The following is a 21,725-nucleotide window of genomic DNA, read 5'->3' as shown; positions in this document are numbered from 1 at the left end:
ACGTCGCAGCCGCGGATGCGCCGCGCACGTCTCCGCCGTCTCACAGCACGCCGCGCCGGGCGAGGTTGCGCATCAGCGCTCGTACGCCGAACGTCCAGGGCGTGGCCTGCTCGCTCGGGACGACGGTGTTGACCAGGGCGCCGAGCCGCGGGCTGGAGATCCGTACGACGTCGCCGTACTCGTGGGTGAAGCCCGCGCCGGGTGCCTGCCGGTCCTCGGTGGGGGCGAACAGCGTTCCGGTGAACAACGCGAAGCCGTCCGGGTATTGGTGGTGCGGGCCGTGCGTGGCGGTCACCAGGTCCAGGATGTCGCGGCTGATCTCGCGCATGGAGCTGCTGCCGTGCAGTACGTAGCCGTCCGTGCCGTCGACCCGCAGGTCGATGTCGAGTTCGCGCACGGTGTCGAGGTCGAAGCCGTCGTCGAGCAGGCGGATGAACGGGCCGATCGCGCAGGAGGCGTTGTTGTCCTTCGCACGGGACAGGAGCAGAGCGCTGCGTCCCTCGATGTCGCGGAGGTTGACGTCGTTGCCGAGCGTCGCGCCGCGTACCCGGCCGTGCGAGTCCACGACGAGGACGACCTCGGGCTCGGGGTTGTTCCACACCGAGGCGCCGAGCACTCCGATGTCGGCTCCGGTGCCGACCGCGGACATCACCGGGGCCTTGGTGAACACTTCCGGGTCGGGACCGATCCCGACCTCCAGGTACTGCGACCACAGTCCTTCGCCGACGAGCAGTTCCTTGGCCTTGTCGGCTTCCGGCGATCCGGGCCGGATGCCGTCGAGCGCGCCGCCCACCACCTGCTGCACGCGGGCGCGCACCCGCGCGGCCTGCGCCGGATCGCCGCCCGTGCGCTCCTCGATGACGCGTTCCAGCAGACTGCGGGCGAAGGTGACACCCGCGGCCTTGATCACCTGAAGGTCGACGGGGGCGAGCAGATGCGCAACGTCACGGCGGCCGGCCGGTGCCTCCAGCAGTTCGTCCAGGCGCCAGGTGTGTGCGCCGTCGGCCTCGCGGACGACTGCCGCCGCGTCGTCGCGTTCCAGCAGGTCGGAGACGGTGGGTGCGAGGGCTGTCAGGTCGACGACCTGCTCGCCGCGGACCGCGGCCACACACGGTCCGTCGTACTCCGGGTGGTGGACGCGCGCGACGAGGGCGGCCCGGCCGGCGTCCTCCGGCAGAACGGAGCCGGCTGTGAGGACCGGACGGGGGCGCGCTGCTGCCGATTCCACGATCGATGCTCTCCTGGATCCGAGGGGTACGTTCGCCCGGGGCGGGCTCAGTGGGAGTCGCGGGGGACCTCGTGGCCACGGCTTCCGCGCAGGAAGCCGAAGTCGGCGCCCTGGTCGGCCTGTTGCACGTTCTGGGTGTAGAGCCAGGCGTAGCCACTGGTGTGCCGCTCGGCGGGTGCCCGCCATGTCTCCCGGCGCCGGGCGAGTTCGGCGTCGTCCACGTCCAGGCGCAGGATGCGGTGGGGGACGTCGAGGACGACGGCATCGCCGTCGCGCACCAGGGCGAGAGGCCCGCCGACGGCGGCCTCGGGTGCCACGTGCAGCACCACGGTTCCGTACCCGGTGCCGCTCATCCGGCCGTCGCACACGCGCACCATGTCCTTGACGCCGGCCTTCAGCAGCTTGGCGGGCAGCGGGGCGTTGGACACCTCGGGCATGCCGGGGTAGCCCTTGGGGCCGGCGTTGCGGATGACGATCACGGTGTTCTCGTCGATGTCGAGCTCCGGATCGTCGGCCACCTCGTGATAGGCCTCGGGGGAGTCGAAGACGCGAGCGGGGCCGCGGTGGGTGAGCAGGTGCGGTGAGGCGGCGGACTGCTTGATCACGGCGCCGTCGGGGCACAGGTTCCCGCGCAGGACTGCGGTACCGGTACCGGCCGGCTGGAAGGGGGCGTCGAGGCCGGTGATGACGTCGGAGTTGAAACATTCGGCGTTCTCGGTGTTCTCGGCGATGGTGCGTCCGTTGACCGTGATCTGGTCGCGGTGCAGCAGTTCGCCGCGGAGCAGTTCGGCCATGACGGCGGGCAACCCGCCCGCGTAGCAGAAGTCCTCCATGAGGTACTTGCCGCTGGGCATCAGGTTGACCAGGGTCGGCACCGCGCGGACCAGCTCGTCGAAGTCCTGCAGGCTCAGGTCGACGCCGACGCGTCCGGCGATGGCGGTGAGATGGATGATCGCGTTCGTGGAGCCGCCGATGGCCGCGTTGACCCGGATGGCGTTCTCGAACGCCTCCCGGGTCAGGATCCGCGAGGGTCGCAGCTCCTCCTCCACCATCGCCACGATGCGCTGCCCCGCCGCCTGCGCGGTCTCCATCCGCCGGGAGTCGACCGCCGGCCAGGCCGCGGAGCCCGGCAGCTGCATGCCGAGCGCCTCGGCCATGCAGGCCATCGTCGAGGCGGTCCCCATCGTCATGCAGTGGCCGTTGGAGCGGGCCATGCACCCCTCCGCGAAGAAGCACTCCTCCTCGGTCATCCGGCCGGTCTTGAGGTCCTCCTCGAACTTCCAGACATGGGTACCGGAGCCCACGTCCTGACCGCGGTACTTGCCGTTGAGCATCGGCCCGCCGGTGACCATGACCGCGGGCAGATCGACGCTCGCGGCGCCCATGAGCATGGCGGGAGTCGTCTTGTCGCAGCCGGACAGCAGCACGACACCGTCGAGCGGATTGGCCCGGATCAGTTCCTCGACCTCCATGGCCATGAGGTTGCGGTACAGCATGGCGGTGGGGCGCATCAGGGTCTCGCCGGTGGCCATGGTGGGGAACTGGAGCGGCAGGCCGCCCGCCTGCCACACGCCGCGCTTGACGGCTTCGGCGACGCGCGTCAGATGGGCGTTGCACGGGGCGAGTTCGGAGGCGCTGGTCGCGATGCCGATGACGGGTCGCCCGTCGAACACCTCGTGCCCGAATCCCTGGTTGCGCATCCATGAGCGGTACACCATCCCGCTGCGGCCCTGGGCGCCGAACCACGCCTGGCTGCGGCGGCTCTTGTTCCGACCCTCGGTCATGTGGCACTCCCGTGGCTCCGACGTCGTCCGCTTTCGCGATGGGGTGATGCAGGGTGAGGTCCGCAGGCCGTAGCCTGGAACTCAATCATTAAATGATTCGATGAATGGCGTCCAGGGGGCGAGCAGAGATCGTGGTGCACTTCCGGACCATGCACCAGCGCGTGGTTGACGAGCTCGGGCGCCGCGTCGTGGGTGGTGCGTGGGAGCCGGGGGACCCGTTGCCGGTCGAGGACGCGCTCGCTGCCGAGATCGGCGTCAGCCGCGGTGTGTTGCGGGAAGCGGTCAAGGCACTGGTGGCCAAGGGGATGCTGCGGGTACGTCCGCGCACCGGCACGCGCGTGCTGCCGCCGGAGCACTGGAACCACCTGGACCGCGACGTGCTGCGCTGGAAACAGGCCGGGGACGCCACGGCTCTGCTGCGCGACACGGGTGAACTGCGCCGGATCGTCGAGCCCGAGGCGGCCCGACTCGCCGCCGACCGGGCCGGCCCCGACGACATACGAGCCCTGTACGACTCCCTGGCCGCGATGGAGGCCGCGGCGGCGAAACCCGGCCGCAGCGGCTACGTCGAGGCCGACATCGCCTTCCACCGGGCCCTGCTCGACGCCAGCGGCAACCGTCTCCTCGGCTCCCTGGGCCGCGCCGTCGACATCGCACTGGAACACAGCTTCCTCGTCAGCACCCAGACCCCCGGCGCGGTGGAGGCCTCGCTTCCCGGTCACCGCGCCGTCGTGGCAGCCGTCGAGGCCCGCGATCCCGCGGCCGCGGCGGCCGCCGTACTGTCCATCATCGAATCCGCCGAACAAGAGATCGCCCAGTCACCTGGACGGCCGAGCGATGGCGCATGACCTGCGGCGGCCGCGACCCAACTCATTCACCGGACTTCGAGTCAGTCGAGTGTGAGGGGGGTGCCCTGGCTCCACCGGTTGAGAGCGTGCCCGTCCATGAGCAGGATGCCGGCCTGGCCGGCGTACTCGACTGCGGCACGGGTGAAATCGGTCGTGGTGACGACGAGGCCGAAGTCGGCGGCGTGCACGGTCCGGAACGTTCCTCCGAACCGTTGCAGTTCCGTGGACGTGACTCGACGATCAGCGTAGTTCTTGCACTGGACGACAACCCGCCGGGCGTCCGCGGTCAGTGCGGTCACATCGGCGCCCAGGTCCCCTGGGGCACCGGTGACCTGGACCGCGGTGAAGCCGTCGCGTTCGAGGAGCCGCGCCACGCGCTGCTCGAGTTGCCGGCCGGCCTCGACCGGAGCGCCCCGGAGCGGGTCGGTTCGAGCCTGCCGCTGCGCGGCGATGGCTCGCCCGGTCTGCCACAGCCACGCCTCGTGCGCCTGCCGGGCCTCTCGCTCGCGTGCGGCGTGCAGCGCCCGGTCGCGATCCTGTCGCAGTGCGCGCATCTCGTCGCGCTGCAACTGCTCCTTGGCGTCGGCCAGTTCTACGGCGGCCCGGCGCTCGCGTGCCCGTTGCTGCAGCGTCTCCTGCCGTTGCCGCTGTGCCTGTTGCTGCTCACGCGCGACGGCCTCGCGGCGCTGGAGTTCGGCGAACTCCTCGAGGGACGCAGCCGCGCGCGCCGCCCCTGTGCGGACCCCTTCCAACAGGGCTTTGTCCCACGCCCGTATGCCGGCCAGGGTACGTCGGTCCTGGCGGGCCAGGTCCAGGACGCGGTCGGCTTCGTCCCGGCCCAGCGGCGCATCCGCCCGGCAGCGGGCCTCCGTCTCGCGCAGATGCGCGCAGGTTCCGGCCAGGGCTGCCTGCTTGCCGGGCAGGCTCCGGCCCAGCCGCGAACACCACAGGCCCAGACCCTCGCAGGCCAGGGCCGGCAGCACCAGCAGGGCACTGTCGTAGAACCACGCCGCCGCCAGCAGCAGGGGCCCTGCGGCGACGAGTTGGCGGCGCATGCTGTAGACGGCTCTCAACCCCATGCGCGCAGGGTACGCGGAGGTGGTACGAATCCCCGGAAAATCAGGGGCGTTCGTACAGCTGGAGGAAGCCGCCGATCGAGAAGCAGAAGGCGCCCGTGAGGGTGGTCCAGTTGGCGATGTCGGCGTTGATCAGGCTGCCGGTGGCGGGGCGGGTGTAGGCGGCGAGTGCCGAGATCATGAAGAGGACGGAGCCGAGTTGGTTCACGGCGACGATCCACCAGCCGAGGCTGCGGCGACGCAGGCAGGGCCATCCGCGGTGGCAGATCTCGACGAAGGCGAGGTGGCCGGAGATCAGGAACAGCAGGCAGCCGATGACGTCCGGGGTCCAGATGAGCCGGTTGACCTGCTGCACGCTCAGCCCTTTCAGGAACGAGTCCAGCAGGTTGATGGCGAACACCAGCGTGCCGGCGAAGAGGACGAGTGTGCTCAGCCAGTCGACCCGCGTGGGCTCATAGCTCCACCAGTGCCAGTCGCGGGTGACCATCCGGCCTTCTCCGCCGGGTTCGTGGCGGGGGGCGTTGACGGCCTGGAGCAGGGAGACGTAGCCGCCGGTGTTGAAGAACAGTCCGCCGGCGAAGTAGATCGAGGCGCAGGTGGTGGCGTCGCCGGAGCCGAGCTGGGCGACAGCGGCGCCGGCCGTGAAGAGGGCGCCGCCGATGATGAAGGCGGTCGCGGCGATGGCGTTGAGCCTGCGCAGGCGGCCGAGCGTGAGGTCGTCGACGCTGATGTCCTGGCCGGCCGGCGCGCCGGCCGGACGGACCGAGAGGGTGCCGCGACGTCGGGCGGGCCGCGACTCCCAGACGGCGGTTCCCCCGCTGGGCGGCTGCCAGGTGAGCCGCGTGGTGAACGGTCCCGCGCCCTCGGCGCGCTGCTCGGTGGATGTCATGCGGGCGGGGCTGCGGCGACGGTGACGAGCGCGACGGTTGCCTTGAACATGCGCCGACTCTGCCAGACCAAACCGCGTATAACGGCCATTTCGCCGACGTTGTCCGTATGCGTCTCTGGGTGAGGCCAACGCCCGGGTGGAGTACATCCGCTGTCGGTCGCCGGTTGTCGCCCATAGCCTCCGAAAGAGACACGGCAGGACGACGCGAGAGGTGCCACCGGTGGCTCTGCACAACGCTCAGGAAAGGGCCGCCGACCCGGCCGCCGACATCTTCACGTCACCGATCAGCGAGCAGCCCCTGACCAAACGGGCCATGCCGGATCTGCCGGCGCCCCCGAACGTCGTCTTCCAGCTGCTGCGCAGCGAACTGCTCCTCGACGGCAACGCGGCCCAGAACCTCGCCACGTTCTGCACGACCTGGACCGACGACGAGGTCCGGCGCCTGATGGACCTGTGTCTCGACAAGAACATCGTCGACAAGGACGAGTACCCGCAGACCGCGGAGATCGAGTCCCGGTGTGTCAACATCATCGCCGACCTGTGGCACGCGCCAGGCGGCTCCGAGGGGACCGCACCGGCCGTGGGGTGCTCCACCACCGGATCCAGCGAGGCCGCCATGCTCTGCGGACTCGCCCTGAAATGGCGCTGGCGCGACCGCCGACGAGCGGCCGGACAGTCGACAGACCGGCCGAACCTCGTGTGCGGGCCGGTGCAGGTGTGCTGGGAGAAGTTCGCCCGCTACTTCGACGTGGAGCTGCGCCAGGTGCCGGTGGAACCCGGCGCGACCGGCCTGCAGGCCCATCAGCTGCGCGAGTACGTCGACGAGAACACCATCGGCGTCGTGGCGATCCTCGGAGTGACCTACACCTGCACCTACGAACCCGTCGCGGAGATCGCGGCCGAACTCGACCGACTCCAGGCGGAGACCGGCCTCGACGTACCCCTGCACGTGGACGCGGCATCCGGCGGGTTCATCGCCCCCTTCCTCCATCCCGACCTGGAATGGGACTTCCGCCTGCCCCGGGTCGCCTCGATCAACGCCTCCGGGCACAAGTACGGCATGGCCCCCCTCGGCGTGGGCTGGGCCCTGTGGCGCGACAAGGCGGCCCTGCCGGGGGATCTGGTCTTCCACGTGGACTACCTGGGCGGCGACATGCCCACGCTTGCCCTGAACTTCTCCCGACCGGGTGGCCAGGTCGTCGCCCAGTACTTCATGTTCCTGCGCCTGGGCCGCGAGGGTTACCGGCGCGTCTACCAGGCGTGCGCCGACACCGCGCAGCACCTGGCCCGCCAGGTCGCCGACATGGGCCCCTTCACCCTGCTCTACGACGGCGCCGGCGCGCTTCCGGCCGCCTCCTGGACGCTGACCGACCCGGCCTCGGTGGGCTGGAGCCTGTACGACCTGTCCGACCAGCTCCGCATGCGCGGCTGGCAGGTCCCGTCGTATCCGCTGCCGCCCGACCGTCAGGAGACCGTCATCCAGCGCGTGCTCGTGCGGCACGGCGTCGACCGTGACGAGTTCGAACTCCTCGCCGAGGACATGCGCCGGGCGATCGCGCGGCTCGACCAGGGACACCCGCACGACGCCGACCGCGTCGGCTTCCACCACTGACGGCTCCGGCCGGGCTGTCGGCCCGAAGCCGATCCTCTTGATGTCCACGATCGCGGACGGGACCGCCAGGGCCCTCAGCTGCTGGCGGACACGCGGGACGCGCGGGACAGGCGGATCGCCGAGACGAGGAAGAAGATCCCGCCGAGCGTGGCGTACCCGGCGAGGGCGGTCAGCGAGGGGTCGTCCTGTGTGACGCCTCGGATGAAGTGGGCGCCGGCGAGGACGGAGATGCCGCCGCTGAGGATCATGGCCCACTGGCCGCCCATCGGACGGCGTGCGACGCCCACGAGAAGGTGGATGAGGCCGGAGACGACCGCCCAAGCGCCCCAGACACGCAGTACGTCGGCGACGCCCCAGGTGCCTGCGATCAGGACGCCGACGGCGGTCAGCGCACTGACGGCCATGTTGATGCAGAGGCCCCTGACCGGTCCTGGGGCGCGCGCCGACCTGGCGTCGACGACGATCCGTACCCAGATCGACTCCCTGACGGCGGCGGACATACCGACCGGCGGCATCTTGCGGGGCAACGGCGCCTCCCTGGTCGATCAGATCCGCTCGCCCGGATCCACGCCGCCCGCGGGCAGCACGAGCCCACCGCCTCCGCATCCGGTCAGGCCTCCTCGACGGTCACGACGGTTGCCGGCATCGAGTGCTCGCCCTCATCGCAGGTCTGAGGCGGCCCTTTGCCCTCGTCGAGGCCCGAAGCGCCCGGAACGGGTCGCAGGAGAACGCTCTGGTGCCCGCACCGCCCCGGGGCGCCGTCCTGCTGGGGTGGTCCCCCCGTGCTCTGTATAAGGTGATAAAGGCGGCGTTCTGGGCAGCCGGGGAGCATGGAGGCGGACGCTGACGCCCCTCGGCGTACGGCTTGCCGCCGCGCTGCTGCTCCTTTCCGCCGAAAGGCGGAAGCCGCCTGTGAGGGAGCGAGGGGCCTTGACCGGTCTGATTGACCCGGGGACGGATACCGGCGCACTGGATGCCGCGTTCGCAGAGACCGTCCGCCGCACCGGTGCATCCATCGGTGCCTTGTACCTGCTCGCACCGGACGGGCGGCTGCTGCGCCTGGACGCGGTGTGCGGGGCCCCGGTCGAATTCGCCGAACCGTGGGCGAAGGTCCCGCTCGCTTCTCCGGCGCCCGTGGCCGAGGCAGTGCGCGAGGAGCGGATGGTGTGGGTGGCCAGTCAGCAGGAGATGGCCCGCTCCTATCCACGCACCGCGATGGTGCTTCCGTACCCCATGTCGCTGGCCGCCGTGCCCGTGACCGGCGTGCGGCCGTGGGGGTGCCTGCTGTTGATGTGGTCGGGTACGCGTCCGCCGCACATGACCCCGCGCGAGCGCGGCAACATCACCTCCAGCTGTCGGCGTCTGGCCCGGCTGCTGGAGGAAGCCGCGGAGCAGACGGCCGGCGCCCGCCCAGGACGGCCGCGCGCCGTGCCGATGGGAATCGGCCGCCAGTACGCGCCCCCGGAGCTGGCCCTCGCCGACTTCGTCGAGCGGCTACCCGGGGGAAGCTGCGCCCTGGACCTGGAGGGCCGCTTCACCTACGTCAGTTCGGGTGCCGCCGACCTCCTCGGCCGTCAGCCGGCCCGGCTGCTGGGCACCCAGCCGTGGCAGTCCCTGCGCTGGCTCGACGACCCCGCCTACGAGGACCGATACCGTGCCGCGGTCATCAGCCGGAAGCCCGTTTCGTTCTCCGCCTGCCGTCCGCCGGAGCAGTGGCTGGACATTCATCTGTACCCCGACGAGAGCGGCATCAGCGTCCGCATCCTCCCCAGCCGTGCGCACGAGCCGTCCTCGCCGGTGTCCGGAGGGTCCGCCGTTCCGGCCCGCGCCGGCCAGCTGTATCAGCTCACGCACCTGGCCGCCGCGCTGACCGAGGTCGTCGGCGTCCAGGACGTCGTCGACCTGGTCGCCGACCAGATCATGCCCGCCTTCGGCGCACAGGGGCTGGTCCTGTCCACCGCAGACGCCGGACGGCTGCGGATCACCGGCCACCGCGGGTACGCCGACCACACCATCGCCCGCCTGGACGGGCTCCCCCTCGACACCGCCTTCACCCCCGCGGGACAGGCCCTCAGCAGCGGCATGCCCGCGTTCTTCGCCGACGTGGAGGAGATGCGGCGTACCCATCCCGACGCGCCCCAGGCCAGTGGGAAGCAGGCCTGGGCCTTCCTGCCGCTGATCATCTCCGGCCGCCCCGTCGGTGTCTGCGTCCTGTCCTACGACCATCCGCACATCTTCCCGGCCGAGGAACGCGCGGTTCTGACCTCTCTGGCGGGACTCATCGCCCAGGCATTCGACCGCGCCCGTCTCTACGACACCAAGCACGAACTCGCCCACGGCCTCCAGCAGGCGCTCCTTCCCCGCAGCCTCCCCTCGATCGACGGACTGCGGGTGGCCGCCCGCTACCTGCCCGCCACCCGCGGCATGGACATCGGCGGAGACTTCTACGACCTCATCCGCCTCGGCGACACCGCGGCGGCCGCCGTCATCGGCGATGTCCAGGGCCACAACGTGGCCGCCGCCGCCCTGATGGGCCAGGTACGCACCGGCGTCCACGCCCACGCGGCCCTCGGCACACCACCCGACCAGGTGCTGCACCGTGCCAACCAGCTGCTGACCGACTTCGACCCCGACCTGTTCACCAGCTGCCTCTATGCCCACCTCGACTTCATCCGCCGACGCGTCACCCTGGCCAGCGCCGGGCACCCCCCGCCGATCCTGCGCCTCCCCGACGGCGAGACACGACCCCTGGAGGTCCCGCCCGGACCGCTGCTCGGCATCGATCCCGACGCCGTCTTCCCGGTGACCGAGATCCCCCTTCTCAAGGGGATGCTGTTGGCCCTCTACACCGACGGCCTCGTCGAATCTCCGGGCGTGGACCTCGACGACTCCATCGCCCGCCTCGCACACGATCTCGCCGAATCCGACGTCGGGGACCTCGACCTGCTCATCGACACCGTGTTGAGCAGAGCGGGCAGCAACGGGCAGCGCCTCGATGACGTCGCGCTTCTCATCCTCCAGGACATCAGCTGACCCTGCTTCGGCAAGTGGCCTTCAACGTGCGGCAGTTGACCTGCTGCCCGCTAGTTCTCCCTCTTGCCGTTGATGCCACCGGCGAAGGCGACCAACTCGGTCTTCGAGGGGAAATTGCCCACGTTGGTGTCCAGCGGCTTGTCGGTGTACTGGTGGAACTGCCACTTGGCCTGGATGTTGGGCTTGCCCGCGGCCGCGCCGTACTCGGCGATCCACAGGAAGTCCCCCGCGTTGCCGGTGGTGTCCCGGTGGTGCCAGAAGTCCCGGTTGCAGTAGAGCCCGATCTTGTGGTGGGAGCCGCGCAGCCGCTTGACCTCGGCGATGAAGGAATCCTTCTCCGCGCAGCTCGCCACGGTTCCGTCCGGGTTGGACTCCCAGTCGACGACCAGGAGGTCGTAGTCGACGCTCGCGGAACCCTTCGCGAAGTGGGCCGCCTGCTCCTTGATGTGGCCCGGATGCAGGAAGTGGTAGAAGCCGACGACCAGCCCCGCGGAACGGGCGTGCGCGGCCTGCTCCTTCTGTCTGGGGTTGACGTAGGACCGGCCCTCGGTGCCCTTGATGAACGCGAAGCTGGCACCGGCGGTGGGGAAGTGCGCGTCCTGGAAGGCGGATACGTCGTAGCCCTTGATCATGACGTTGTCCTCCGATGCGTTGGTCCGGAGGGAGCACCATGGGGCGGCTCACGGAAGAGGTCGCGTCCTGCCGACTGGGGGAGGGCTCGGCGTCGACGTCACTGCCGTCGCCGAATTCAGCGGATACTCGACCGCGATCAACGTGATTGCCGTTGCGGAAACCGGATGTCCGTGGGCCGGTTCGGCGCGGTGCGGTCCTCCACGGTCTCTTCCACGATCTGTCCGGGAGCCCGATCGCGCAACTCGCGAGGGGTCTGACGACGGTCGTCGGATGCGGTCGGCGGCGGTCGGCCCGGTCCACCGGCGCCACTGGGCAGTGAGCCGCTCACGGTCTTCGATGCCGGGACCTTCGCATGGTTCGAGGTGCTTCGCCGCGGGACGGACCGGGGCCAGCAGCACGTCGTGTCCTTGTCGGCCGGCGGCGTTCCGCAGCGCGGCCGGCATCCGTTAGGACAGGCCACGGCCGTCGAGTTCGGTGTTGAACGGCACGCTCAGTCCGCGGGGGACGACGCGGTCGCCATCCGTCTACTTCACCGCCACCTCCTGCAACACAGCTGACGCCGCCAAGTACTTCGGTGTCCCCGGCGACCGCACGGTTATTATGGGCACTCACATCGAGGTATGACCACGCCCGTCACCGACCTCATGTCGCAAGTCCCGCTGCTGGACATTTGAATGGGTATTCTGCATGGCCCTCACGGGCAGTAATTCGGTGCGATTGGCCGACTGTCCTGTCACCAGGACAGTATGGGATGACCGAGAGGGCAGGGGATCCGAGTGCAGAAGCGGTAGGCTCGTTCGCGGCATTACCTCATGTGCGAGCCGACATTTTTCGAGGTCTCGTATTCGATAAACCCGTGGATGAATCCGTCGCGTCCCACATCCACGGAACGCGGACTCGCCCAGTGGAAGACGCTCCACGACCTGCTGGCCGGCCTGGGGCACACCGTCGAGCTGATCGAGCCCGTGGCCGGACTGCCCGACATGGTGTATTCCGCCAACGGCGCGACGGTCGTGGACGGCCGTGCGCTGGTCGCCCGCTTCCGGTACGAGCAGCGCATGGAGGAGTCGCCGGCGTACCTGGAGTGGTTCCGGGCGCGCGGGTGGGAAGCGCGGCAGTCCGAGTTCGTCAATGAGGGCGAGGGTGACTTCCTTTGCGTGGGTGATGTCATCCTGGCGGGCAGTGGTTTCCGCAGCGAGCCCGACGCGCACGACGAGGCGGCGGAATTCTTCGGGAAGCCGGTACTCGGTCTGACGCTGATCGACGAAAGGTACTACCACCTCGACACGGCACTCGCCGTGCTCGATGAAAACGAGATCATGTACCACCCCGAGGCGTTCTCTCCGGAAAGCAGGAAGCTTCTTGGGGAGCGTTTTCCGGACGCTGTCCTGGCTGACGCGACCGACGCGGCGGTATTCGGTCTCAACGCCGTGTCCGACGGCCTTCACGTGCTGGTCGCGCAACAGGCCGAGCGGCTTCCCGACCAGCTCCGGGAACGAGGATTCGAGCCCATCGGCGTCGACATGACGGAACTGCTCAAGGGCGGCGGCGGTGCCAAGTGCTGCACCCTGGAACTCCGCGGGCAAGACTGAGCCGGCCGGCCCCGGTGTTCGCGCGGACACCGGGGCCGGCCTCTGCCGCCGGCTGCGGCAAGTCAGAGGGGATTCACGCGGTACAGCGGGAAGTACGAGCCGATCCTGCCGTTCGCGTAGTCGTCGGCCAGCTCGGGAACCTGGTCGAAGTCGTAGATCACGTCGGATCCCTTCGGCGCTATCCAGCCCTCGGCCTCCATGAAGTCCCGGATGCCCGGCGAGTCCGGCAGCCGCCACACGTGCGTGTTCACATGGATGTGCCGACTGATGGACTCGGCTCCCCGCAGATGCGACACGCGCATCCCCGCCTTCCAGCCACATGTGGTGACGACGCCCTCGCGGGCCAGTGCCGCGAGGGTGACGTCGTACAGGGGCTCGCCGATGTTGTCCACGAAGATCGAGGCACCGTGGCCCTCACTGAGGTCGTCGACCAGTTCCAGGAAGCCCTTGACCGACGTCCTGCGCCGCCGGTGCAGATCCCGATCCGCCCGTTCCCTCGGGCCCGGCAGGGAGAGGTCGGGGAAGCGCCGGCGGTCGACCGGAATGATGCCGTTCTCCCTCAGGAAGGCGAGCCGCTCGTCCGAGCCGGCGGTCATCGCCACCCGGAACCCCGCCCGTCTTGCCAGCAGCAGCTCGGCGAACGCCACGCCGCCGCCCCACCCGAACACCAGGTGGCCGGCGGGATCGTCGTCGGCCACCTGGGTACGCCAACAACCGTACGCCTTGTGCCAGTTGTCCCAGGCCGTGAAGTACCGCCCGTACGTGGCCCACTGCGCCAGCGAGTACGCGGTGCCGTCCGGGACCGTCAGGAGCAGGCGTGCGTCCAACTTGGTCCGCCTGGCCAGCAGTCCGATGGTGCCGGGGCAGTCGTAGGCGTAGGCGAGTTCGGCGTAGTCGTAGCGGTCGCGCTTGCCGAACGGCATGAGCAGGCACAGGTCGCCTTCACGGACCGGCAGGTCCCGGCCGCCCCGGTGCACATCGAGCACGCGTACGACGCCCAGGTTGCCCAGGACCACCGAGTCCTCGCCCCGGCTGCTGCACACGTCGATCGGTGAACGGGTCAGCGCGTGGTCCATGTTGGCCTCCCAGGAGCCCAGGATCGGCTCCACCAGCGCCTCGCCCTCCTCCAGCGGGCCGAAGGGGAACCGGTCGCGGCACAGCGCGCCGCCGGGGCCGCCGTCGTGGGAGCCGGCCGTCGCGCCGGAGCGCAGGACCCAGGCTTCTGGTGCGTGGATGACAACCTCCTGTGATCGATTACGTCCCCGGGCTCTCGGCGCGTTCAGGAAAGCGGGACGCCAGGCAGCCGGTAGTCCACCGCGACCCCGCCCCACGCCTCGCCGGCTCCGTAGGCGACGGCCCCGAGCCTGCCCGTCGCGCGCAGAGCACCGGCGTCCAGTTCCGCCGCGAACGCCAGCGGGATCGAGGCGGACGACGTGTTCCCGGAGTTCTCGATGCGGTTCACGAAGGGCACGTCGAGATGGGCGCTGAAGCTGCGGACCTGTTCCAGGATGCGGCTGTTGGCCTGGTGGCCGACCAGGACGGTCGGTGCGGGGCCGTGGTCGAAGAGGTACTGCGCCGATTCGGACATGCGGCGCACGGCACGGTCGTATACCTGCATCCCGTCGAGAGCGATGCCGCCCGCCTCGGTCTCCCGCATCAGTCCCTCCTGCGAGCCGTCGCAGCCGGCCACCCGGCAGCAGCCCGCGAAGTCCGCGCGGTCGGCCAGCAGGACGGCCGCGGAGCCGTCGCCGAAGAGGCAGGCCGTCTGCCGGTCCGTGCGGTCCACCATCCGGGACATGGCCTCCACCGAGCACACCAGAACCGAGGTCGCCTGCCCGGCGTCGCACAGTGAGAGCCCGGTGGCCAGCCCGTAGACGAAGCCGCAGCAGGCCGCGTTCATGTCGAGGGCCATCACGGAGGGCCCAAGCCCGGCGAGTTGGGCCACCTTCTGCGCGACACCGGGGATGCGCTGCCGCACCGATGTGCTGACGACGATCAGGACGTCGATCGAGGCAGGGTCGTCCGTCCTCGTCACGATCGGCGCGCAGGCCTCCGCCGCCACCTCCGCGAGCGGGGTCTCGTCCGGCAGCCAGGCGCGGGACCCGATGCCGCTGCGGCGCCGGATCCACTCGTCGGTGAGCCCGATCGACGCGAAGTGGTCGTTGTCGATCCGCCGGCCCGGCTTCGCGGTGGCGATGTCGACGATGCCCGCGCTCATCCCCGGCTCGCCAGCTTCACGAAGTAGGCAGTGAACTCGTCCAGGAAGGCGAAGCCCGCGGTCTCCTTGAGATCGCCCTTGACATGGAGCTCGCGTTCCAACCGCTGGTGCAGCTCCACCAGGTCGAGGGAGTCGAGGTCGAGCTCGCCGATCGGCCGGGCGAGGTCGTCGCGGCCCAGCGACGGGTCGCGCTCGCGCAGTTTGGCCAGCATGGTGTCCGCGATACGGCCTTCGATGTCGCTCATGTTCCTTCTCCGTTCGAATGACTGGCTCGTCGGATCCCGGGGCGCGGGGCTACTCGGCCGCCAAGCGGTACAGCAACTCACCGGACTTGAGGACCGTGCCGGCCGTGGCGCACTGGACCGCGACCCGGCCGGCGCGCTCCGCCACGATCTCCGTGCTGGCCTTGTCGGTCTCGACGACCGCGACGGCGTCCCCCCGCTCAACCCGGTCGCCGACACCGGCGACCCACTCGATCAACAGGGCCTCGCCGAGGCCGTGCCCGAAACCGGGCACGTGCATGTCCACGAGGGAATCGCTCACTTCGTCATCACCAATACCTCGTCCTTGATCTCCTCGACACCGACCAGGTAGTCCTTCTCGAAGTTCGCCGGGGGATAGGCGCGGCGGGCGGGCGCCAACCGGCGGACCGGGCCACGGAGCGCGTCGAAGCCCTGCTCGGCGACCGACGCGGCGATCTCGGCACCGATGCCGACGTCCTTCGAACCCTCGTGCACGACGAGCAGCCGCCCGGTGCGGCGGACGGACTCCAGCACCGTCGCCATGTCGAGCGGGGCCACCCACCGCAGATCCACGACCTCGACGTCGACATCGGGGGCGACCGCGTGTGCCGCTTCCAGTACCTCGTCGGTGATCGCGCCGTACGTGACGATCGTCAGGTCGGTGCCCCGCCGTACCACCCGGGCCGCGGTCGGCGACCTCGCCGGCTCGGGGTCCCGGGCGGCCAGGTCGCGCCGCCAGTACAGGCGGATCGGCTCGTACATCACCACGGGCGAACCGAGCGTCACCGCGTACCTCAGGATCTGGTCGGCGTCCTCGCCCGTGGAGGGACACGCCACCGAGATCCCCGGGAAGCGGGCGAACAGCGCCTCGTTGGACTCGTTGTGGTGCTCGACGCCCCGGAATCCGCCGCCCGTCGGGATCCGCACCACCAGGCCCGGGCTCACCTGTCCATTCCACCGGCCGCCGATCCGGGCCGCCTGGGTCACCAGCTGGTTCACGGCGGGAAACGTGAACGCGTCGAACTGGATCTCGCACACCGGCACCAGGCCGCTCATCGCCATGCCGACGGCCTGGCCGACGATGGTGGACTCGGCCAGCAGCGAGTCGCGCACCCGGGCCTCGCCGAAGCGCTCCCGAAGACCCCGGGTCACGCGGAACACGCCCCCGAGGCGTCCGATGTCCTCGCCGAGCAGCAGCAGTCTCGGATCCTGTTCGAGCAGATCGGCGAGGGTTGCGTTGATCGATTCCGCCAGACCGGCGGGGCGTACGGTACCCATCACGCGTACTCCTTGATCAACCGCTCACGCAGCTCCCGCACTTCGGCCTCCACGGCGTCGAGCCACCGCGCGTCCACGACCCCCAGGCCGCTCAGCCGCGCCACATAGGCGGTCACCGGGTCCGCGGCCCTGGTCCGGGCGATGTCCTCGGCGCTTCGGTACACCTCCTGGGCATCGGAGCTGGTGTGGCCGTGGAAGCGGCCGACCTGGATCTCGACGAGATACGGCGCCCGCTGCCCGCGGACATGGGCGGTGGCCCGGGAGCACGCCGAGAAGACCGTCTCCGGATCCTGGCCCGCGATCCGCACGGACTCGATCCCGAAACCCCGGGCGCGCTCGGCCACCGAAGTGCGCATCTGCTCCTCGGCCGGCTTGGAGATGGCCCAGCCGTTGTTCTGGCAGATGAACAGCACGGCCGCCGACTCCACGGCGGCGAGGTTCATCGCCTCGGACATGTCTCCCTCGCTCGTGGCGCCGTCGCCTATGTACACCACGACGAAATCCTCCAGCCCCTGCAACCGCTGCCCTATCGAGTAGCCGACGGCGTGCAGTGTCTGCGCGGCCAGGACCAGCGTGTAGGGGAAGAAGCGCAGCTTGCGGGGGTCCCAGCCGCAGAACGTGCGGCCGGCCCACTGCGCGAGCAGCTCGTCCGGCGCCACACCCCGCAGCAGCGCGACCCCGTGCTCGCGGTAGCTGGGGAAGACGGTCGAGGGCGCGCCGGCCGCGAGCGCGGAGCCGACCTGCGCGGCCTCCTGGCCCTGGCAGGACGGCCAGAGGTCGAGCGAGCCCTGTTTCTGGAGCCGGCGCGCCTCCTCGTCGATGCCTCGGGCCATCAGCATGTGGCGCAGCAGCGACCGCCGTGTGTCGTCGTCGGGATCTGTCGCGTACTCGGATTCTGACTTCAAGGCCATTGATCACCAGTCGCAGGTTCGTCGATGAGCTTTCTGTCGTCGTGCAAATGACTGCGCGCGCTCTCGATCGCATCGGCGCAAGGAGATTGGCTGAACCCGAATTCGAGCGGGCCCATTCACGGGCCACCGTCCGGTCATGGTGGCACACAACCCTCTTGGGATACAGGTTCGGGCGGGAGAGAAGGAGTTCGCCGATTCTGCCGCCCTTGCGGCATTGACGAGCGAGTCTTACGGTCCCGTACCGTGACAGCGGCATCCCGGATGACCGCGGATGCCGGGTGTCCCGTCGACAGGACAACGCCGCCGGTGAACTCGCCCGGCTCCGGCGATTTCCTCTCTGGAACCACCCTGTTTTCCCATCCCGAGTCACCCCGTGACCGTTAAGGACGGTGGCAGTGAGCACGAACCCCTTCGACGACGAGAACGGCCGCTTCTACGTCGTGGTCAACGACGAGGACCAGCACTCCCTGTGGCCGGTATTCGCCGAGGTGCCCGGAGGTTGGCGCGTGGTCTTCGGCGAGGCGGCCAGGGCCGAATGCCTGGACTACGTCGAGCAGAACTGGACCGATCTGCGCCCGAAGAGCCTGCGGGAGGCCATGGCGGCGGACTGAACGCCTTTCGGACCAGCGGGAGGAGCTGAGGCGGATGAAGATTGTGGGGGGCGTTCGGTGACGACCGCGAGCAGTCACGATGCGGGGGCGAAGGGCCCTGGTGGTGAGGCCGCCCAGCGCGATGTGGTGCTGCCGTTCGTCGGGAACCAGGCAACGGTGCAGAAGACGGGGATGGCCTTCCCGCCGGATCTGTCGCAGCGGTCCTGGGAGCGGATCGGGGCCAGTCTGCGGGAATTCACGAATTCCTCGGCGTGGTGGCTCGCCGACTGGCTGATCTTCGGAGAATCCACCTACGGGCTGCGACGCTACCGCGAGGCGATCGACAGAACCGGGCTCGACTACCAGACCTTGCGCAACTACGCCTGGGTGGCCCGTCGGTTCGAGCACCACCGCAGGCGCGCCGGTCTCAGCTTCGCCCACCATGCCGAGGTGACGCGCCTGTCGCCACCGGAGCAGGACTACTGGCTACGCAACGCCGAACAGCGCAAGTGGTCGCGCAACGAACTCCGCAGGGCGGTCCGGGCCGGACTGGCCGAGCAGCGGGAGACACCCCGGCCGGCCGAGCCGGAGGGCGTCGACAAGGGGCGGGGGAAGGTCACCACGCTCACCATCGAGCTGTCCGCCGGCCAACTGGACTACTACTCGAAAGCGGCCGCCGCGCACGGTCTGCCCGTCGACAAGTGGGTGACCCAGGTGCTCGACGCAGCCGATCGACGCATCGCCTAGCGGCGCTCGAACACCCGCCACATCGGAGTCGGTTGATGATCCTCCAGGGAAAACGGGTCCCGCTGCCCTCGGTGCCCGTCGTCCACCATCGGTTCGAGGCGCACGCAGCAGCCACCCCCCGTGCCGTCGCCGTCTGCTGCGCAGGGCAGCAGCTGACGTACGCACAACTCGACGCGCGGGCCAACCGGTTCGCGCACTTCCTCACGGCGCGCGGACACGGCCGGGGCGCGAAGGTCGGGGTCTGCCTCGACTACTCGCCCGACATGCTCGTCGCGATCCTCGGCACGCTGAAGGCGGGCGCGGCCTATGTACCGTTCGACCCGTCCTACCCGGCGGAAAGGCTCCGGCTGCTGCTGGGCCAGGTCCCCGACCTCGCCCTGATCGTGGCCTCGCCGGCGACGGCCGGACTGGTCGAGCCGGCGGCCGTCGAGGTCGTCGACCTCCAGCGGCTGTCCGAGCACCTCGAAGAGCTCCCGGTGACCGGTCCTGACGTCCTGGTCACCGGGGACGACGTGTGCTACGCGGTCTTCACCTCCGGGTCGACCGGCACACCGAAGGTGACCGCGGTGCGGCACGAGGGCTGGTTCAACCTGTTGAACTGGCTGACGCTCGAATACGGCCTGCACGCCGGTTCGCACAACCTGGTTGTCAGTGCCTTCGGGTTCGACCTCTCCCAGCGCAGCCTGATGATGCCGTTGTTCTGCGGTGCCACCCAGTACCTGATGGCGAGCCGGAACTTCGACGCCGCGATGGCCTACCGCATGCTGAACCAGCACGACATACGCGTGGTGAACTGCGCCTCCAGCACCTTGTACGTACTGGTGGACTGGGAGACCGCACGGGGCGGTGACGCGCTCACCCGGCTCGACTACATGCTGTTCGGGGGTGAGCCGCTGCATGCCGAACGGCTCCTGGACTGGGCCCGGCGGGAGGGAAACACCTGCACCCTCCTGCACCAGTACGGCGTCGCCGAGTGCACGGACGTGGCGACCTCGTTCGATCTTGCCGACTACCGGCCCGGCCACCACGACATCCCACCGGTCGGCAGGCCCGCCCACAACACCGACATCCACCTCCTCGACGAGCGGATGCGCGAGGTCGCGGCGGGGGAGTACGGCGAGATCTGCATCTCCGGGACCAGTGTCGGTGCGGGATACCTGGGCGGCACAGGGCCCGAGTCCGCGCGCTTCACGACGATCGAGGCCGACGGCGAGCCGCGGCGGCTGTACCGCACGGGCGACCGCGGCCGGGTGAACGAGGAGGGGGACCTCGTCGTCGTCGGCCGGATGGACGCGCAGGTCAAGGTGCGCGGCATGCGTATCGACCCGGCGGACGTAGAGCGCGCGCTCGGCAGGCTGGCCGGGGTCCGGCAGGCCGCCGTGGTGGTGGACCGCACCGCCGCCGGCGAGACCGAGCTGATCGCGTTCATCGAGCCGGCCGGCGACGACCTCGCCGAGAACGACGTGCGTGCCCGCCTTCTCGAGGCGCTGCCGCGGAACATGGTCCCGGCCCGATTCCTCAATATCCCACGCATTCCGCTCAGCCCGCACGGGAAAGCGGACCGGGCAGCGCTGTCCGCAGAATTCCTTGATTAAGAGCGAGAGGGCTGTGATGATTGCCGACAGCGTACGCACCATTTGGTGCCGGGAACTCCAACGCGATGACATATCGGTCGACGACAATTTCTTCGCCCTGGGCGGCCAGTCTCTGATCATGGCCAGAATACAGGGGGAATTCATCGAGGAACTGGGTGTCGAGGTTCCGATGGATCAGATGTTCCTCAACCCGACGGTGGCGTCGATTTCCGCGTACATCGAATCCCTGGGCACGGTAACCCAATAGTAAGAGAGGGCCATGTACGACGTAGTTGTCATAGGCGCCCGCTGCGCCGGCTCACCGGCGGCCATGCTGTTCGCCCGGCAGGGGTATCGCGTCCTGCTTCTGGAGAAGGCGCGGTTCCCGCAAGACACCCTGTCCTCGCATTACATCCATCAGCCGGGGGTGGCGCTGCTCGAGAAGTGGGGACTGCTCGACGAGCTGCGCGGCGCGGGCTGCCGGCCGATCGACCACCAGAGTTTCGAGGCGCCCGGCGTCCGTCTGGACGGCTTCTCCCTGCCCGTCGACGGCCAGCGGACCACATACGCCCCGAGGCGGTTCGTGCTCGACCCGATCCTCGCGAGGGGTGCCGTGGCGTCCGGCGTGGACTTCCGGGAGGGCTGCGCGGTCCACGACCTGCTGTACGAGGACGACCGGGTCGTCGGCGTGCGGTACACGACACCCAGTGGCACGGAGGCGACGGAACGGGGGCGCCTGGTCGTCGGCGCGGACGGCATGCGATCGCTGGTGGCCCGCAAGGCGGGCGCCCAGCACGTGATCGAGCACCCGCGGATGACCTGCACCTACTACAGCTACTGGGCCGGGGTTCCCGCACACTTCGAGCTCTACGAGCGGCCGGGGCGCTGGATCGGCGTCATCCCCACCAACGACGACCTCAAGCTGATCATGGCCTACTTCCCGCAGAGCGAGTTCGCCGACGTCCGTACCGCGGTGGAACCCGCCTTCCTCGAAGCCGTCCGCACGACGGCCCCCGAGTTGCACGAGCGGATGTCGGCGGGCAGCCGGGAGGAGCAGTGGTACGGCACCGGGCATCAGGAGAACTACTTCCGCAAGGCCTACGGGCCCGGGTGGGTGCTCCTCGGCGACGCCGTGCACCACAAGGACTCCATCACCGCCCGCGGTATCACCGACGCCTTCATCCAGGCCCGGTCGCTCACCGAGCACATCGGGGACGGACTGCATGACGACGCCGCGCTGAACGCGGCGCTGAAGCGCTACGAGAACGATCTGACCGACGTCTTCCTCAACTTCTACCAGGGCGCGCTCAACGTGGCCGAGCTCAAGCCCGAGGGCCAGACGGAGATGCTGCGGAGCCTTGTCGGTCACCAGGAGTTGATCGACCGGTATTTCTCCACGCTGTCAGGCGCGATCTCCTTCGACGACTTCTACAACGACCAACTCTTGGCGGTTCTCGACCAGAGCTGAGT

General features: G+C 69.6%; 20 protein-coding genes and 1 pseudogene. 9 read left to right on the top strand and 12 right to left on the bottom strand.

What is annotated here, in order from left to right; all coding sequences use genetic code 11:
- Positions 1-40: 40 nt before the first annotated feature.
- Together ACQF4J_RS02460 and ACQF4J_RS02455 are read right to left on the bottom strand one after the other, a co-directional pair.
- The gene (locus ACQF4J_RS02460) at positions 41-1,228 is read right to left on the bottom strand and encodes a fumarylacetoacetate hydrolase family protein (RefSeq protein ID WP_427164380.1); all 1,188 of its coding nucleotides are present in this window, start codon (positions 1,226-1,228) and stop codon (positions 41-43) included.
- 47 nt (positions 1,229-1,275) lie between these two features.
- Positions 1,276-3,012 carry an IlvD/Edd family dehydratase gene (locus tag ACQF4J_RS02455; RefSeq protein WP_427164379.1) on the bottom strand — a complete coding sequence of 579 codons (1,737 nt, stop codon included), beginning with the start codon at positions 3,010-3,012 and terminating at the stop codon, positions 1,276-1,278.
- 104 nt (positions 3,013-3,116) lie between these two features.
- Here ACQF4J_RS02455 and ACQF4J_RS02450 point away from each other — a divergent pair, with 104 nt between their 5' ends.
- The gene (locus ACQF4J_RS02450; protein WP_351800873.1) at positions 3,117-3,860 is read left to right on the top strand and encodes a FadR/GntR family transcriptional regulator; all 744 of its coding nucleotides are present in this window, start codon (positions 3,117-3,119) and stop codon (positions 3,858-3,860) included.
- Between the two features lie 41 nt (positions 3,861-3,901).
- On the opposite strand, the gene ACQF4J_RS02445 is transcribed toward ACQF4J_RS02450, so the two are convergent.
- Together ACQF4J_RS02445 and ACQF4J_RS02440 are read right to left on the bottom strand one after the other, a co-directional pair.
- Positions 3,902-4,939 (bottom strand): restriction endonuclease, encoded by a 1,038-nt coding sequence (locus ACQF4J_RS02445; RefSeq protein WP_351800871.1) that lies wholly within the window; start codon positions 4,937-4,939, stop codon positions 3,902-3,904.
- 40 nt (positions 4,940-4,979) lie between these two features.
- The gene (locus ACQF4J_RS02440) at positions 4,980-5,825 is read right to left on the bottom strand and encodes a hypothetical protein (RefSeq protein ID WP_427164378.1); all 846 of its coding nucleotides are present in this window, start codon (positions 5,823-5,825) and stop codon (positions 4,980-4,982) included.
- A 220-nt stretch (positions 5,826-6,045) separates the two neighbouring features.
- On the opposite strand from ACQF4J_RS02440, the gene ACQF4J_RS02435 reads away from it, so the two are divergent.
- Positions 6,046-7,437, top strand: coding sequence for a glutamate decarboxylase (locus tag ACQF4J_RS02435; protein WP_427164376.1), 1,392 nt, complete (start codon positions 6,046-6,048; stop codon positions 7,435-7,437).
- 74 nt (positions 7,438-7,511) lie between these two features.
- Here ACQF4J_RS02435 and ACQF4J_RS02430 read toward each other — a convergent pair whose 3' ends face one another.
- Positions 7,512-7,952: a hypothetical protein gene (locus tag ACQF4J_RS02430; RefSeq protein ID WP_427168549.1), complete on the bottom strand. Its 441-nt coding sequence runs from the start codon at positions 7,950-7,952 to the stop codon at positions 7,512-7,514.
- A gap of 415 nt (positions 7,953-8,367) precedes the next feature.
- Between ACQF4J_RS02430 and ACQF4J_RS02425 the strand changes: the two genes are divergently transcribed.
- The gene (locus tag ACQF4J_RS02425) at positions 8,368-10,470 is read left to right on the top strand and encodes a SpoIIE family protein phosphatase (RefSeq protein ID WP_427164375.1); all 2,103 of its coding nucleotides are present in this window, start codon (positions 8,368-8,370) and stop codon (positions 10,468-10,470) included.
- A 50-nt stretch (positions 10,471-10,520) separates the two neighbouring features.
- Here ACQF4J_RS02425 and ACQF4J_RS02420 read toward each other — a convergent pair whose 3' ends face one another.
- Entirely contained in the window at positions 10,521-11,102 is a 582-nt protein-coding gene (locus ACQF4J_RS02420) for a glycoside hydrolase family 25 protein (protein WP_427164374.1), read from the bottom strand.
- A gap of 792 nt (positions 11,103-11,894) precedes the next feature.
- Between ACQF4J_RS02420 and ddaH the strand changes: the two are divergent.
- Positions 11,895-12,695: pseudogene (gene ddaH / locus ACQF4J_RS02415) on the top strand (dimethylargininase); the annotation flags it as partial.
- 62 nt (positions 12,696-12,757) lie between these two features.
- Here the strand turns inward: ddaH and ACQF4J_RS02410 are convergent.
- The 6 genes from ACQF4J_RS02410 to ACQF4J_RS02385 are packed head-to-tail and all read right to left on the bottom strand — an operon-like array spanning position 12,758 to position 17,338.
- The gene (locus ACQF4J_RS02410; protein WP_427164373.1) at positions 12,758-14,026 is read right to left on the bottom strand and encodes a zinc-binding alcohol dehydrogenase family protein; all 1,269 of its coding nucleotides are present in this window, start codon (positions 14,024-14,026) and stop codon (positions 12,758-12,760) included.
- Positions 13,975-14,913, bottom strand: a complete 939-nt coding sequence (locus tag ACQF4J_RS02405; RefSeq protein ID WP_351567914.1) for a 3-oxoacyl-[acyl-carrier-protein] synthase III C-terminal domain-containing protein — start codon at positions 14,911-14,913, stop codon at positions 13,975-13,977. Before ACQF4J_RS02405 ends, ACQF4J_RS02410 begins: the two co-directional genes overlap by 52 nt.
- On the bottom strand, positions 14,910-15,158 hold the full coding sequence (locus ACQF4J_RS02400; RefSeq protein WP_351567917.1) for an acyl carrier protein: 249 nt from the start codon (positions 15,156-15,158) through the stop codon (positions 14,910-14,912). The genes ACQF4J_RS02405 and ACQF4J_RS02400 overlap by 4 nt, the downstream gene beginning before the upstream one ends.
- A gap of 49 nt (positions 15,159-15,207) precedes the next feature.
- Positions 15,208-15,456 (bottom strand): lipoyl domain-containing protein, encoded by a 249-nt coding sequence (locus ACQF4J_RS02395; protein ID WP_351567920.1) that lies wholly within the window; start codon positions 15,454-15,456, stop codon positions 15,208-15,210.
- Positions 15,453-16,433: an alpha-ketoacid dehydrogenase subunit beta gene (locus ACQF4J_RS02390; protein ID WP_351800865.1), complete on the bottom strand. Its 981-nt coding sequence runs from the start codon at positions 16,431-16,433 to the stop codon at positions 15,453-15,455. Before ACQF4J_RS02390 ends, ACQF4J_RS02395 begins: the two co-directional genes overlap by 4 nt.
- Complete coding sequence (locus tag ACQF4J_RS02385) at positions 16,433-17,338, bottom strand: thiamine pyrophosphate-dependent dehydrogenase E1 component subunit alpha (RefSeq protein ID WP_427164370.1); 906 nt, start codon at positions 17,336-17,338, stop codon at positions 16,433-16,435. The genes ACQF4J_RS02390 and ACQF4J_RS02385 overlap by 1 nt, the downstream gene beginning before the upstream one ends.
- A 401-nt stretch (positions 17,339-17,739) precedes the next feature.
- Here ACQF4J_RS02385 and ACQF4J_RS02380 point away from each other — a divergent pair, with 401 nt between their 5' ends.
- From ACQF4J_RS02380 to ACQF4J_RS02360, 5 genes are read left to right on the top strand one after another with little or no spacing between them, the layout of a single operon-like run.
- Positions 17,740-17,955: an MbtH family protein gene (locus tag ACQF4J_RS02380; protein WP_351567929.1), complete on the top strand. Its 216-nt coding sequence runs from the start codon at positions 17,740-17,742 to the stop codon at positions 17,953-17,955.
- 57 nt (positions 17,956-18,012) lie between these two features.
- Entirely contained in the window at positions 18,013-18,681 is a 669-nt protein-coding gene (locus ACQF4J_RS02375; RefSeq protein WP_351567932.1) for an LmbU family transcriptional regulator, read from the top strand.
- Between the two features lie 35 nt (positions 18,682-18,716).
- Entirely contained in the window at positions 18,717-20,276 is a 1,560-nt protein-coding gene (locus tag ACQF4J_RS02370) for an amino acid adenylation domain-containing protein (protein ID WP_427164369.1), read from the top strand.
- Positions 20,277-20,292: 16 nt separating this feature from the next.
- Entirely contained in the window at positions 20,293-20,523 is a 231-nt protein-coding gene (locus ACQF4J_RS02365; RefSeq protein WP_351567938.1) for a phosphopantetheine-binding protein, read from the top strand.
- Positions 20,524-20,535: 12 nt separating this feature from the next.
- Positions 20,536-21,723, top strand: a complete 1,188-nt coding sequence (locus tag ACQF4J_RS02360) for an NAD(P)/FAD-dependent oxidoreductase (RefSeq protein WP_427164368.1) — start codon at positions 20,536-20,538, stop codon at positions 21,721-21,723.
- Positions 21,724-21,725: the final 2 nt, after the last annotated feature.

This window comes from Streptomyces sp. C1-1, assembly GCF_050214755.1.
Taxonomy (GTDB): Bacteria; Actinomycetota; Actinomycetes; order Streptomycetales; family Streptomycetaceae; genus Streptomyces.
Note: the sequence above shows the minus strand (reverse complement) of the source record. Positions and strands in the feature narration are given on the sequence as shown.

What these genes read in the sequence shown, in the direction of transcription:
- ACQF4J_RS02360 (WP_427164368.1), top strand. Translation starts at nt 20,536, where the DNA reads ATGTACGACGTAGTTGTCATAGGCGCCCGCTGCGCCGGCTCACCGGCG.
- ACQF4J_RS02440 (WP_427164378.1), bottom strand. Translation starts at nt 5,825, where the DNA reads ATGACATCCACCGAGCAGCGCGCCGAGGGCGCGGGACCGTTCACCACG.
- ACQF4J_RS02370 (WP_427164369.1), top strand. Translation starts at nt 18,717, where the DNA reads ATGATCCTCCAGGGAAAACGGGTCCCGCTGCCCTCGGTGCCCGTCGTC.
- ACQF4J_RS02365 (WP_351567938.1), top strand. Translation starts at nt 20,293, where the DNA reads ATGATTGCCGACAGCGTACGCACCATTTGGTGCCGGGAACTCCAACGC.
- ACQF4J_RS02390 (WP_351800865.1), bottom strand. Translation starts at nt 16,433, where the DNA reads ATGGGTACCGTACGCCCCGCCGGTCTGGCGGAATCGATCAACGCAACC.
- ACQF4J_RS02450 (WP_351800873.1), top strand. Translation starts at nt 3,117, where the DNA reads ATGGCGTCCAGGGGGCGAGCAGAGATCGTGGTGCACTTCCGGACCATG.
- ACQF4J_RS02445 (WP_351800871.1), bottom strand. Translation starts at nt 4,939, where the DNA reads ATGGGGTTGAGAGCCGTCTACAGCATGCGCCGCCAACTCGTCGCCGCA.
- ACQF4J_RS02420 (WP_427164374.1), bottom strand. Translation starts at nt 11,102, where the DNA reads ATGATCAAGGGCTACGACGTATCCGCCTTCCAGGACGCGCACTTCCCC.
- ACQF4J_RS02400 (WP_351567917.1), bottom strand. Translation starts at nt 15,158, where the DNA reads ATGAGCGACATCGAAGGCCGTATCGCGGACACCATGCTGGCCAAACTG.
- ACQF4J_RS02455 (WP_427164379.1), bottom strand. Translation starts at nt 3,012, where the DNA reads ATGACCGAGGGTCGGAACAAGAGCCGCCGCAGCCAGGCGTGGTTCGGC.
- ACQF4J_RS02405 (WP_351567914.1), bottom strand. Translation starts at nt 14,913, where the DNA reads ATGAGCGCGGGCATCGTCGACATCGCCACCGCGAAGCCGGGCCGGCGG.
- ACQF4J_RS02430 (WP_427168549.1), bottom strand. Translation starts at nt 7,952, where the DNA reads ATGCCGCCGGTCGGTATGTCCGCCGCCGTCAGGGAGTCGATCTGGGTA.